Below are 13,510 nucleotides of genomic sequence, written 5' to 3' on the forward strand. Positions count from 1 at the left end.
CCCGACAGCCTTCCAGCGATTGCACAGGCGATCAAGACGTGATGGCAGAACAGGTCAGACCGTGGCCGGCAAATCCCGCTCACCCCAAGGCGCAAGTAGCGCGATAGGTTGATAGAGGCGCCGGTCAGCGAATTCCATCAGGGGCAGCAGCGCCAAGCGCGCACTCCAAGCCCGAATGTATGGCTGCAATCTTTTCCTCTCCGTCACCACTGAAAGAGCGCTTGGCAAACGGGGGCGTCCATGTATGGGATGAACGCAGTGAACCCCCAACGCATGCCAGCAGCACGCCGTGGCGCATCGGTTGGGCCCTCACAATTGCCGCCAATAACTAACTACAGGGAGACACGGCATGCCTCACGCCCGGGTAGCACAGCCTTTTTCCGCACGGATGCTCGCCGCTTGCGCGCTGGCCATGGCCCCATTGCTTGCCGGCGCGGCAGAGCCCGCCGCGCGGGTGCTCACCTTCAGCCCGCAGGGGCGAGTGCCGGGCGCGGAGCAGGTCAGGGCCACGTTCAGCGAGCCGATGGTGCCCATGGGCAAGGTCGCCGCGCCGGGGCCGTTCGACGTGGACTGCGGGCTGGCCGGCGATGCGCACTGGGTGGATGACCGCACCTGGGTGATGGATCTGAAGGACCAGGCGCGCGACGGCCGGGCCTGCGAGTTCCGTGTCAAGCCCGCGCTGAAGTCCCTGGCCGGGCATGCCGTGGGCGAGCCGCTGGCGTTCCGCTTCCAGTTGCCGGCGTTGACCGATGAGATGAAGCGCTATGTCGCGAACGTTGTTCCCCACCACGGCGCGGCCTGGGTCGCGGAGGACCAGGTCTTTCTGCTGCGCTACACCCATCCCCTGGGCGGCACCCCGACAGACGTTCGCTGCGAGGCGCCGGGCCAGCCCGAGGCCCCGGCCATCCGCCTGCCGACCGAGGTTCGCGACGGGCTGAAGCAGCAGGCCAGCTGGATGTGGGAGGCGCCCGACCGCCTGGAGGCGGTGCGCTGCCCCTTTGCGCTGGCGCCCGGGAGGCCTGTCACGCTGCGGCTGGTGCGCCCGACCTTGAAGCCCCATGAGCTGAGCTTCACGGCTCGCGCGCTGCCGGCCGTGACCGTGGCGTGCAGCCGCCTGCAGCCCGACGGCGACTGTGCCGCCAGTTTCCCCATCGCCCTGGAGTTCAACGCGGCGATGCCTGAAGCTCTGCTTCGCGAGATCCGCCTGGACGTGGGGCAGGGCCCGCGCCCCGGCACGGTGAAGGTCCAGCCGGCCACGCTGACTTCCGGTGCCAGCAGCACGGTCACTTTCGAAGGCGGTTTCCAGCCCCGCGCCGAGTACCGGATCCGCTGGCCGGACCAGGACTTCGTGGACGACGCGGGCCGCAAGCTGGCGCGTGACCGCCGGCCCGCCAGCATCAAGACGCTGCCCGCGCTGGGGCTGGCGTACTTTCCGGTGCCCACGGTGTCGATCCGGCCGCTTCGGGCCGACAACACGGTGCCGGTCTTCCTCCAGGGGGCGGCCACCCGGCCTGCCGTGCGCGCCAAGGTCATCGGCGCGGGCGACGGCGACGAGGCGGCAGACAAGCTCATCCTGCGCAGGATGGGGTTGCTCGGCGCCGATGAGGGCCCTCGCCACTACTTCTCGACGCCCGACGCCAGTAGCCTGCGCGGGCAGGTCGATCCGCCCCTGCTGGGCGACGCCGACGCCATCCCGTTGCAGGCCGTGGAGCCCGGGGGCTCTCCCGAGGCCCGCCGTGGGCGGGTGGCGCTCAAGGGTGCGGGCCTGCATCTGCTTGAACTGCAGGCGTTCGCCGTCCCGGGCGATGCCGACCCCGCGTACGACAGCGTGGCCGTGTTGCTGACGCGGCTGGCCGTGCACTTGAAGGTTGCCGAGGCCAACAGCGCCGTGTGGGTGACGCAGCTGGACGGCGGCGCCCCGGTCGCTGCGGTGGACCTCAGGGCCTATGACTGCCGCGGCAAGCTCGTGTGGCAGGGCCGCAGCGATGCGGACGGCCTGGCGTCCATCGACCGCAGCGCGCTCAACCGCTGCAACGACCCACTCGGTGCCGGCGTGACGGTCATTGCCCGGCACACCTGGCCCGACGGCGAGCGGGATGTCTCGGTCGCCAGCAGCCGCTGGACCGCCCTGCTCGACGCCGCCAGCTACCGCGTTCACGAAACCTGGAACAGTTCGTACATCCGGGCGCATACGGTGCTGGACCGCAGCCTGTTCAAGCCGGGCGAGACGGTGTCGATGCGGCACGTGGTGCGGCGGGAGACCGAGGCCGGGCTGGCCGCAGGCGAGCTTCCCCGCAGCGCGACGATTGTTCATGTCGGTTCGCGCAAGACATGGACCGTCCCGCTGCAGGAGAGCGCGCGCGGCGAAGGCCTCTCCCGCTTAGAGCTGCCCAGTGACGCGCCCTTGGGTAGCTACGGGGTGGTTCTGAAGCTCGGCGAGGGTTCGTCGTCGAACGTTACCGACCACGACACGGCGCAATTCGCCGTCGAAGCCTTTCGCCTGCCCGGCATGCTGGGCGCGATCCAAGCGCCACGGCTGACCTTCGGCGCGGCACCGACGCTGCAGCTGGGCCTGCATCACGCCGACGGCGGCGCGGCGCAGCACTGGCCCGTCACGCTGAGGGTCTATGTCCAGGCGCGGGAATACGGCAGGCCCGATCTGCTCGATGGCTACACGGACATGCCGGCCTTCCTCGACGAACCGGCCGCAGCGGAGCCTGAGCCGGCCCAGCTGCTGCTGGACACGCAGTCGTTGCAGCTCGATGCCCAGGGCCATGCGCAGGCCACGCTGCCCGCGCTGCCCCGGCGCGCACGGCCGTATGTGCTGCGTGCCGAACTGAGCTACCAGGACCCCAACGGCGAGGCCCAGACCGTGTCTCAAGGCTTTGACGTGCTGCCCAGCCTGCTGACGGTCGGCGTCCGCACGAGAGGCTCGGTCGCGGTCCTGCGGCCGCTGGAAGTGCAAAGCCTGGTGCTCGACGAGAACGGCGCGCGGCGCAGCCGGCAGCCCGTCAGCGTGAGCGCCAGGCGCAGGGACGCATACGTCTCCGGCCCCGTCGAGGACCTGGGCGAGGTCTGCAAGGGCCTGACCGATGACAAGGGCGAGCTGGTGTGCGGCTTCGTGCCCCGCAAGGCTGGCGTGTACCAGTTCGAGGCGACCTCAGCGGACGCGGACGGCAGGGTGGCCGCCGCCTACAGCGTGCCCAGCTATACGAATGCGCAGCGCTTGCCGGCCGGCCCGCTGTTTGTGAACGCCGACAAGGCGCTGTACCGCGAGGGTGAGATGGCCAGCATCGTGGTCTCCAGCCCCTTCAAACGGTCGCGCGTGTGGCTGACGATGGAGCGCCGGGGCGTCCTGGAGTCCCGCGTGCTCACGCTGGACGCGGCGCAGGCCCGCATCCCGCTGCGTATTCGCCGCGAGTGGGCGGGCAATGTGTCGGTCTCGCTGCTGGCGTTGGATGCCGATGCGGGGCCGCTGCCTGCGGCCGTGGCCACGGGCATCACCGAACTGATGGTGTCCACCGAAGCCCATGCGCTGCGGGTCAGCCTCGCGCCCGACCGCGCGCGCTACCAGCCCGGCGACACCGCCCGGGTCCGCATCCACGTCGCGACGGCAGATGGCAAGCGGCTGCCCGTAGCGCGCAAGCTCAGCTTTGTGGCGGTGGACGAAGCGTTGCTGAGCCTGAAGGGCAACCCGAGCTGGCAGCTGCTGGCCCGGATGCAGGCCCCCCGCCTGCACAACGTGTACACGACCAGTGGCTTGGTCATGAACCCCGCAGTGGACGAGCGGGCCATGCTGCGCTCCGCGGAGGTCATGCTCATGGACATCCTTCAGCTCTCGGCTGACAAGGCCGCCGGGATTGTGGCTGTCACGGGCCAGCGGAGTGCGTTGCAGAGTGCCCAGAAGATCAAGCAGAACGACGGCGTGTATCCCGAGGTATTGCAGCGTGTGGTCGGGGCAGCGGGGGTCACCGTCTCGCGCCGCGCCGGCAGTGACGCGGCGGCGCCGCCGGCCCGCACCCTGCTCGATTCCCTGCTGTACTGGCAGGCCGACGTGCCCGTCGACGACAACGGCGACGCCGTCGTGAGCTTTCCCATCAAGGACGGGCTGAGCCGCTTCCGGCTGGTGGCGGTGGCCAGCGCCGACAGCGAGGACTTCGGCACCGGCGCGGCCCACCTGGACGTGATGAAGGACCTGCAGCTGACCGCCGGCCTGCCGCCGCGCGTCCGCGATGGCGACCGGTTTGCGGCGCTGGTGACGGTGCGCAACACGTCCGCTGGCCCCATCACGCTGGACGCCAGCGCCGGCCTCGCCGGCCAGGCCGCGTTGCCGGCCCAGGCGCTGCGCCTGGCAGCGGGCGAGGCGCGCCAGATCAGCTGGCAGGTGCGCGTGCCGCAGGGTGCCCAGGCCCTGACCTGGCGCTTCGCTGCGAAGGAACGCGGCGCTGCGGGCCGGCAGGACGTGCTGGAGACCACGCAGCAGGTCGAACCCGCCGTGCCCGTGACCGTGCAGGCGGCCACGCTGGCCCAGGTCAACGGCAGCTTTGACGTGCCGGCGTTCGGCTTCGACGGCGCCGGGGCGGTAGCCGGTACCGCCCGCGTGGCCGTGCAGTTGCTGCCCTCCCTGGCCGGCCAACTGGGCGGCGTGCAGGCTTGGCTGGCCAGCTACCCCTACCGCTGCCTTGAGCAGAGCGTTTCACGCGCGGTCGGCATGCACGACCGCAAGGCCTGGGATGCGGCCATGGCGGAGCTGCCGCGCTACCTGGACGAAGACGGCCTGGCCAACTACTTCCCGCCCGAATCCGCCCTCGCGCGGCTGGGCAGCGACACGCTGACCGGTCATCTGCTGGACCTGGCCGACGCGTCGGGCTGGCCCATTCCCGAGGCCGAGCGCAAGCGTATGCTGGCCGGGCTGGAAGGCTTTGCCGCCGGGCGCATCAAGCGCGCGTTCTGGGCGCCCAGCGAGGACGGCCTGGCGCGCAGGATCGGCGCGCTGGCGACGCTCGCGCGCTACCAACGGCTCGCACCCGGGCAGCTCGACGCCATCCGCGTCGACCCCGACGAGTGGACCACCCGCATGCTGATCGACTGGCTGACGGTGCTGAGGAAAGCCGATGCGCAGCTGGCCCTGCAGACTGCGGCCGCGAACGCACTGCGCGCCCGGCTGACCTACCAGGGGCGCCGGATGGTCTTCTCCACCGAGGCCCGCGACTACTGGTGGTGGCTGATGAGCCACGGCGACGTGGACGCCGCGCGCCTGCTGCTTGCCGTGGCCGACCTGCCCGATTGGAAAGCCGACCTGCCACGCCTGCTGACGGGGCTGCTGAGCCGCCAGCAAACGAACGGCGCCTGGGCCACCACCAACGCCAACGCCTGGGGCACGCTGGCCGTCGATGCCTTCGCGCGCCTGCTGGAGCCGGTGCCCGTGGCCGGCGAGACGCGCATCGCGCTCGGCCAGCAACGCAAGACCCTGAGCTGGAAAGAGCCGGGCAGCAAGTCCTTCGACGCTCCCCTGGGCAAGGCCACCGACGCGCTGCACATCCAGCACGATGGCGCCGGCGCGCCCTGGGCTTCGGTGGAGGTGCGCGCCGCCGTGCCGCTGACGGCGCCGCGCTCAGCCGGTTACAGCCTGAGCCGCAGCATCACCGCCGTGCAGCAGAAGGTGCCGGGCCAATGGCATGTGGGCGACATCGCGCGCGTGCGCCTGAGCATCCATGCCCAGGCCGACATGAGCTGGGTCGTGGTGGATGACCCGGTGCCGGCCGGCGCCAGCATCCTGGGCAACGGCCTGGGCCGTGATTCCGCCGCCGCCCAGGCCGGCGAGCAGCGCACGGGCAACGCCTGGCCGCTGTACCAGGCCCGCGACTTCACGTCGTTCAAGTCCTTCTACCGCCACGTGCCGCGCGGCGACTTCAGCCTCGAATACACGATCCGCCTCAACAACCCCGGCCAGTTCACTTTGTCTCCCACCCGCGTGGAGGCCATGTACGCGCCGGAGGTGTTTGGCGAGGCGCCGAACGCGGTGTTCGGCATCGAGCCGTGAGGCAGGGCCTGGCGCCGCCGGGCTATTGCGCCACCAGCTCCACGCGCCGGTTGCGCGCCCGCCCTGTGTCGTCGCCATTGCCCGCCACCGGTGCCAGGCTGGCCAGGCCCTTGGCGCTCAGGCGCTTGGTGTCGACCTTGTACGGCGCCGCGGTCAGGGCCAGCACGACGGCGCGGGCGCGCTCCATGCTCAGCGCCTGGTTGGCCTCGAAGGTGCCGACGTTGTCGGTGTGGCCGACGATGTACGCCTTCAGCGTGGGCTGGTTCTTCAGCAGCTCGGCCATCGCGTCGAGCTGGGCCTTGGACTCGGGCTTGAGCTCGGTCTTGCCGGTGTCGAAAAAGAGGCCCGTAAGCGTCACGCGACCCTCGGCGGCGAGGCCGGCCTGCAGCGCGGCGGGGTCCACCGTGACCTGGCCGGTCTCCATGGCCTTGGGCTCGACGATCTGCAGATAGGTGGCCACCATGCCGGTGGTGGCGTTCGCGGCCAGCGAGTTGTAGAGCAGCACGGTGGCTTCCTGGCCGGGCTTGCCCAGCGTGCCGACGAGCATGCGGCCCTCGTCGCCGGACAGGGCCGAGGTCAGGCTGTAGCGGCCGCTGCTGGGGGTGTCGACCGTGCCCTTGGCCCAGTTGAAGCCCTTGGTCGGATCGCTCTGCTTGAGCCAGGCGAAGTAGAGGTCGAAGCAGTCGCGCTCGCACGAGAAGCGCTTCTTGAAGCCGGCGGCATTCAACGCCTGCTCGTAGTTGCGCCACACCTCCAGCGCCGACTTGCCGCGCGGCGCGATGTAGACCGTCTGCGTGACCTTGCCCTCGAGGTTGAGCATCGGGTCCTTGAACTGCCGCTTGTCGGCCTTGGACAGCTCGACGCTGGCGGGCAGCACGGCGGCGTCCCAGTTGGAGACATGCTGGCCGGCCAGCCATGAGCCGGCGAAGCGCCTGACGAGGGGGTGGTCGGCGGCGCCGGGCACGTCGGCGTAGGGTGCGTCGGCGGCTGGCGCGCTGAGATGGACGGCAGCGGCCAGCAGGGCGGCGGAGAAGCGGAGGGTGATGTTCATGGCGTCGTCGTTGCGGGCGTTATTGCAGGACCATCTCGACGCGGCGGTTCTTGGCGCGGCCGTCATCGCTGGTGTTGGGCGCCACGGGCGCGAAGTTGGCGATGCCGCGCGCCTGCAGCCGGGTGGCCGCAATGCCGCGCTGGGTCAGCGCCGCGACGACCGCCTTGGCGCGGCCTTCGCTGAGCGCGAGATTGGCGTCGATGGCGCCGACGTTGTCGGTATGGCCGACGATGAGCACCTTCAGCGCCGGCTGGGCCTTCAGCACGGCGGCCATCTGGTCGAGCTGCGCGTTGCTCTCGGACTTGATGTCGGTCTTGCCGGTGTCGAAGAACAGGCCGTACAGGGCGATGCGCCCTTCAGCCTGCAGGCCCTGGCCGATGGCCTTGGCGTCCACCGTGACCTGGCCGGCGGGCATGGCCTTGGGCTCGACGATCTCGATGTAGGTGGCGGCGCGGTGGGTGTACTCGTTTTCGGCCATGGACGTGAACAGCAGCAGGTTCAGCGAGCGGCCGCCGCTGGCCAGCGTGCCCACCAGCATGCGGCCTTGGTCATGGGTGATGGCCGCGGCCAGGGGCCAGGCGGCGCCCTGGTGGTCGCCGTCCATGGCGGGCAGGTCGCCCTCAGCCCAGTGCATGCCCTTCATGCGCTCGTACTTGTCCAGTGCGAAGTGGGCCTTGGTGCAGCCCTGCGCCTCGCTCTCGCATTGCCAGGTGGTCTTGAAGCCGGCAGCGATCAGCGCCTGCTGGTAGTTGCGGTAGACCTCCAGCGGGCTCTTGCCCAGCGGAGCCAGGTAGAAGAGGCGGGTCACCTTGCCTTCGAGGCTGACCGGGCGATTGAACTTGTCGTTCTCGGTCTTGGACACGCCGCTGGCGTCGGGAAAGCTGCGCTGCTCCCAGTCCTGCTGCGCATAGCCCACCAGCACGCTGCCGGCAAAGCGCTTGAGGACGGGGTGGTCGGCGCTCTTGGCGACGTCGGCCTTGGGGGCGTCGGCCTGCGCAGTGGCGAGGGTCAGGGCGGCAAGAAGGGCGAGGGCAGCGCGGAGTGGCGTCATGAGTGGCGGCGGGTTGGAGGCGCGATGTTGACGCAGCCAACGCGCGAGACCCTCGCCACAGCGACCTGCAAACGTGGGAGCCGAAAGAAGTGACTCGCCGTCAGACGAGTTGCTTCTCCGGGCTGCGGTAGTGGTAGCGGTAGGCGAAGACGAAGCCCATGCGCGCATACAGGCGTTGGGCGGCGGCGTTGTCGCTGCCTACCTGCAGATAGGCCTGGCGAGCGCCCTGCGCGTGGGCGAGGGCCAGCAAGGCCTGGCACAGGCGCTCGCCATGGCCCTGGCGCGGCACGGCGGAGAAGATGTCGTAGAGGCCGACGATGTCGCCATCGACGACCATTTGCCCGCAGGCCAGCAGCGCGCCGCCGGCGTCGTTCAGTGCGAAGCCCTGGTAGGTGACCGGGGCGTTAGCAATGCGCTCGGCGTGGGCGGCGATGGCCGTCACGGAAGAGCCGCGCAGCGCGCCGACGGCGGCGGCATAGGTGTTGGCATCGAGGGCCTGGAGGGCGGGTGGAGCCGGCTCGGGAGCGAGGTCGCCCAGCACCATCACGTCGGCCGCATCGAACACCCCCCAGCCCTTGGCAGCGAGCAAGGCATCGAGGTCCGCCGGCTGGCTCCAGGGCGTCACGCGCACGGCCAGCGGCAGGCCGGCGGCGTCGTAGGCGCGTTGGCAACGGGCCAGCAGCTCATCCAGCGGCAGGGTGCCCTGGCGCAGCGCATTGATGCAGCGCGAGCGCTTGGCCTTGCCGGGCGACAGGCGGATCAGCCAGCCGTCGATGTCGGCTTGCTGGGGCGGGGCGCTGGCGTCGAGGCCAGCGTGTTCGGCGCGCAGGGCGAGGGCGTCAATCATGGAAGCAGCACGGCAGGGTCGCGCCAGATGCAGCGCCATTCGGGCAGGCAGACGCCGCCGAAGGGCGGGGTCGTGCCGGGGTCGATGAACTCGGCGCCCATGCGGGCGTAGAAGCGCTTGGCGGGTTCGTTCTGGTCCAGTACCCACAGGTGCAGAGGCTGGTTGTGCGCCGGCCCCAGCTCGCGGACGATGGCTTGCAGCAGCAGGCGGCCGATGCCGCCGCCCTTCAGCTCGGGGTGGACATGCAGGTTGTCGACCAGCGTGCCGCAGACTGGGTCGTGGCCCGGCAGCACATAGGCGAAGCCGATCATCTGGCCGGCGGCGTCTTCCGCGACGATGCCGAAGGCGGACGCAGCCGGCGACGTCTGCAGGCGCTCACGCCAGATGGCCTGGCGCTCGGCGAACACGTCGTGGTCGAGAAAGCTGTCGGGCACGATGCCGCGGTAGGCGCTGCGCCAGCTGATGGCGTGCAGGGCGGCGACGGCGTCCGCGTCGGCCGGCGTCATGGGGCGCAGGACAGCCAAGCTCATGGCTTTGCGCCATCGGGGGCGTTGAGATAGGTCCGGTAGGTCATGTCGACACCGTCGCTGCGGGCCGCGGATCGGATCGGGCGTGAGCCGGCAGGGTAAGCGATGTCCAGATGATCATCGGCCAACCAATGGAGATCGACGAGGCCGTCTCGCATGGACAGATGGTCGTCGACGGCCGAGCCCAGCGAGATGGCAAAGAAGCCGCGAGGTAGGGCTTGGGGATCAATGCGCCGCTCGGTCGTGGGGACGATGACCACCTGGCGCGAGAAACCGGTGGTCGCGCCGCAGTCGATTTCATAGACGATGGCCGTGAGTTTGCCGCTGGGCGACCGCACCTTGGTGAAGACCTCGGTTGCGCACAGATCGGCGGGGAACAGCTGATTCAGCAGCACCGAGCAGCCGCCGATCAGTGCGGCGATGGCCAGCGCCACCCAGGACAGTGCGCGCCTCCAGCGCATCAGCGGGTTCTCACCGCATCGTCTCGATCCGCCTCACCATCTCCTTGGCGAACTCGACAAAGGCCTGGGCCCCCTTGGAGCTGGGGTCGAACACCACGCCCGGCAGGCCGTAGCTTGGCGCCTCGGCCAGCCGCACATTGCGCGGGATGACGGTGTCGAAGACCTTGTTGCCGAAGTGAGCCTTGAGCTGGTCGCTGACCTGCTGCTGCAGCGTGATGCGCGGGTCGAACATGACGCGCAGCAGGCCGATGATCTGCAGGTCGGGGTTCAGGTTGGCGTGGATCTGCTTGATGGTGTTGACCAGGTCGGTCAGGCCTTCGAGTGCGAAGTATTCGCACTGCATGGGCACGATGACACCGTGGGCGCTGCACAGGCCGTTCAGCGTCAGCATGGACAGCGACGGCGGGCAGTCGATCAGGATGAAGTCGTAGTCCTTGCCAGCATCGAGCAGGGCGGCCTTCATGCGGGCCTCGCGGCGTTCCAGCGCCACCAGATCCACCTCCGCGCCGGCCAGTTCGCGGTTGGCGCCGAGCACGTCGTAGCCGGCCTTCTCGGCACGAGTCTTGGCCTCGGCCAGGGAGGCGGACTCCAGCAGCACGTCGTAGACCGTCAGCTCCAGCTTGCGCTTGTCGATGCCGGAACCCATGGTGGCGTTGCCCTGTGGGTCCAGGTCGACGACCAGCACGCGCTGGCCGATCTGGGCCAGGCCGGCGGCGAGGTTGACGGTGGTGGTGGTCTTGCCGACGCCGCCCTTCTGGTTGGCGATGCAGAAAATCTTGGCCATCTGTTGGTTTGTCGGGGCGTCGGGTTCGAGGCGCGAGGATAAAGGCGAACACAGCCACAGAGGCACAGAGACACAGAGGAGAGAAGCTGAATTTCTCCGTGCCTCTGTGTCTCTGTGGCTTTGTTTCTACTTAGGCCGCATCCAGATGATGCAGCGCTGGGCGTCCAGGCCCGGAACGACCAGTTGTTCCACGTGAAACACATCCACGTCGGCGGGCAAGGCAGCGATCTCGTCGGCCGGGTGCTGGCCCTTCATGGCCATCCAGACCGCACCTTCGGCCAAGTGTTGGCGGGTCAAGCTGGTGAAATCGACCAGCGAGGCGAAGGCGCGGGACGTGATGACGCCGAAGGGCTCGGTGCTCAGCGCCTCGACGCGGCTGTGCACACCGCGCAGGTTGGGCAGCTTCAACTCGGCTGCGACCTGCTGGATGAAGGTGGTTTTCTTGGCGACGGCATCGACGCAGCTCACATCGGTGCCGGGGCAGCAGATCGCGATGACGACACCGGGCAGGCCGCCCCCGGCGCCCACATCCATCAGCCGGGCCGGCACGCCGTGGCGTTTCAGCGGCGCGATGACGGACAGGCTGTCCACCAGGTGGTGACTCAGCATCTGCGCCGGGTCACGGACGGCGGTCAGGTTGTAGACCTTGTTCCACTTCTGCAGCAGGGCCAGGTAGGCCAGCAACTGGTCGAGTTGGGTGTCGCTGAGTTCGAGGCCGAGTTCGCGTGCCGCCGCTTGGAGCGTGTCCCTCATGCAGTCACCGCAACATCGGCAGCTTCCGTGAAGCCCTTGAACTTGCCCTTCTTCAGGTGCACCAGCAGCAGCGAGATGGCGGCCGGGGTGATGCCGGAGATGCGCGAGGCCTGACCCAGCGTCTCGGGGCGGTGGGTGTTCAGCTTCTGGCGCGCCTCGAAGGAGAGGGCGTGCACAAGGCCGTAGTCCAGCTCGTCGGGCAGTTTGAGGTGTTCGAAGTGCGCGGCGCGGGCGACGTCGTCGACCTGCTTGTTGATATAGCCGGCGTACTTGGTGCTGATCTCGACCTGTTCGGTGACGAGGTCGGCAAGCTCCTGGCCCAGCTCAGCGGTCAGTGTTTCACGTGAAACACCCGCCTCGGGGCGCGCGATCGCCGCGACTTCGGCGACGGTGTCGAACAAGACGCCGGGCCGGCGCAGCAGTTCGACCAGTGTGTATTCACGCTCCAGCGCCTTGCCGACCAGCCGCTCGGCGTCCGCTGCCGGCAAGATGCCGGGATGGACCCAAGTGCTCTTCAGCTTCTCAGTTTCACGTGAAACAGCATCACGCTTGCGGTTGAAGGCGGCCCAGCGGGCGTCGTCCACCAGGCCGAGCTGGCGGCCAATCTCAGTCAGGCGTGCGTCGGCGTTGTCCTCGCGCAGCTGCAGCCGGAACTCGGCGCGGCTGGTGAACATGCGGTAGGGCTCGGTGACACCCTTGGTGATGAGGTCGTCCACCAGCACACCCAGGTAGGCCTGGTCGCGCGCGGGCGTCCATGCGGTGTCRCCGCGCACCTGCAGAGCGGCGTTCAGGCCGGCGAACAGGCCTTGCGCCGCCGCTTCCTCGTAGCCGGTCGTGCCGTTGATCTGACCAGCGAAGAACAGGCCCTGGATGACCTTGGTCTCGAAGGAAGCCTTCAGGCCGCGCGGGTCGAAGTAGTCGTACTCGATGGCGTAGCCGGGGCGCAGGATGTCGGCGTTCTCCAGGCCCGGGATGCTGCGCACGGCGGCGAGCTGGATGTCGAAGGGCAGGGAGGTGGAGATGCCGTTCGGGTAGAACTCATGCGTCGTCAGGCCCTCGGGCTCCAGGAAGATCTGGTGCGAGTCCTTGTCGGCGAAGCGATTCACCTTGTCCTCGATGCTCGGGCAGTAGCGCGGGCCCACGCCTTCGATGACGCCGGTGAACATGGGGCTGCGGTCGAAGCCGCTGCGGATGATCTCGTGCGTGCGCAGGTTGGTGTGCGTGATCCAGCAGGGCACCTGCCGCGGATGCATGGCTGCCTTGCCCATGAAGCTGAACACGGGCACCGGATCGAGGTCACCAGGTTGCGCCTCGCACTTGCTGAAGTCGATGGTGCGGCCGTCGATGCGCGGTGGTGTGCCGGTCTTCAAGCGCCCCTGTGGCAGCTTCAATTCCTTCAGCCGGGCCGACAGGCTCACGGCCGGTGGGTCACCGGCGCGGCCGGCGGCGTAGTTCTCCAGGCCGACGTGGATGCGGCCGTCCAGGAAGGTGCCGGCCGTCAGCACGACGGAGCGGGCGCGGAAACGAATGCCGGCTTGGGTGACGGCGCCAACGACGCGGTCGCCTTCCACCATCAGGTCGTCCACCGCCTGCTGGAACAGCTGCAGATTGGGCTGGTTCTCCAGCATGCGCCGGATGGCGGCTTTGTAGAGGATGCGGTCGGCCTGGGCGCGGGTGGCGCGCACGGCCGGGCCCTTGCTGCCGTTGAGGATGCGGAACTGGATGCCGCCTTCGTCGGTGGCCAGCGCCATCGCGCCGCCCAGGGCGTCGACCTCTTTCACGAGGTGGCCCTTGCCGATGCCACCGATGCTGGGGTTGCAGCTCATCTGGCCCAGGGTCTCGATGTTGTGGGTCAGCAGCAGCGTCTGCGCGCCCATGCGGGCGGCAGCGAGCGCCGCCTCGGTGCCGGCATGGCCACCGCCGACGACGATGACATCGAATTCCTTGGGGTAAAGCATCTGGATCCTGGAAAGAGCAATCGCCGGGCAAGGCG

9 protein-coding genes are annotated in these 13,510 nt (G+C 69.2%); 1 reads left to right on the forward strand and 8 read right to left on the reverse strand.

Annotation, left to right across the window (positions count from 1 at the left end; all coding sequences use genetic code 11):
- Nucleotides 1-412 precede the first annotated feature (412 nt).
- Entirely contained in the window at nucleotides 413-6,043 is a 5,631-nt protein-coding gene (locus ACXJKM_RS09370; RefSeq protein WP_457351888.1) for an alpha-2-macroglobulin family protein, read from the forward strand.
- A gap of 22 nt (nucleotides 6,044-6,065) precedes the next feature.
- Here the strand turns inward: ACXJKM_RS09370 and ACXJKM_RS09375 are convergent, their stop codons facing one another.
- The 8 genes from ACXJKM_RS09375 to mnmG form a co-directional block, all read right to left on the reverse strand.
- Nucleotides 6,066-7,094 carry an OmpA family protein gene (locus ACXJKM_RS09375; RefSeq protein ID WP_457351890.1) on the reverse strand — a complete coding sequence of 343 codons (1,029 nt, stop codon included), beginning with the start codon at nucleotides 7,092-7,094 and terminating at the stop codon, nucleotides 6,066-6,068.
- 19 nt (nucleotides 7,095-7,113) lie between these two features.
- Entirely contained in the window at nucleotides 7,114-8,145 is a 1,032-nt protein-coding gene (locus ACXJKM_RS09380; RefSeq protein WP_457351892.1) for a DUF4892 domain-containing protein, read from the reverse strand.
- Nucleotides 8,146-8,245: 100 nt separating this feature from the next.
- Complete coding sequence (locus ACXJKM_RS09385; protein WP_457351894.1) at nucleotides 8,246-8,992, reverse strand: GNAT family N-acetyltransferase; 747 nt, start codon at nucleotides 8,990-8,992, stop codon at nucleotides 8,246-8,248.
- A complete protein-coding gene (locus tag ACXJKM_RS09390) occupies nucleotides 8,989-9,522 on the reverse strand; it encodes an N-acetyltransferase family protein (RefSeq protein ID WP_457351896.1) in 534 nt (177 codons plus the stop codon). Before ACXJKM_RS09390 ends, ACXJKM_RS09385 begins: the two co-directional genes overlap by 4 nt.
- Nucleotides 9,519-9,953: a hypothetical protein gene (locus tag ACXJKM_RS09395; RefSeq protein WP_457324037.1), complete on the reverse strand. Its 435-nt coding sequence runs from the start codon at nucleotides 9,951-9,953 to the stop codon at nucleotides 9,519-9,521. The genes ACXJKM_RS09390 and ACXJKM_RS09395 overlap by 4 nt, the downstream gene beginning before the upstream one ends.
- Nucleotides 9,954-9,990: 37 nt before the next feature.
- Entirely contained in the window at nucleotides 9,991-10,764 is a 774-nt protein-coding gene (locus ACXJKM_RS09400) for a ParA family protein (RefSeq protein WP_056190929.1), read from the reverse strand.
- A gap of 126 nt (nucleotides 10,765-10,890) precedes the next feature.
- Entirely contained in the window at nucleotides 10,891-11,517 is a 627-nt protein-coding gene (gene rsmG / locus ACXJKM_RS09405) for a 16S rRNA (guanine(527)-N(7))-methyltransferase RsmG (RefSeq protein ID WP_056190927.1), read from the reverse strand.
- Complete coding sequence (mnmG, locus tag ACXJKM_RS09410; protein WP_457351898.1) at nucleotides 11,514-13,475, reverse strand: tRNA uridine-5-carboxymethylaminomethyl(34) synthesis enzyme MnmG; 1,962 nt, start codon at nucleotides 13,473-13,475, stop codon at nucleotides 11,514-11,516. The genes rsmG and mnmG overlap by 4 nt, the downstream gene beginning before the upstream one ends.
- Between the last annotated feature and the right edge of the window lie 35 nt (nucleotides 13,476-13,510).

This window comes from Roseateles sp. P5_D6 (assembly GCF_054049415.1).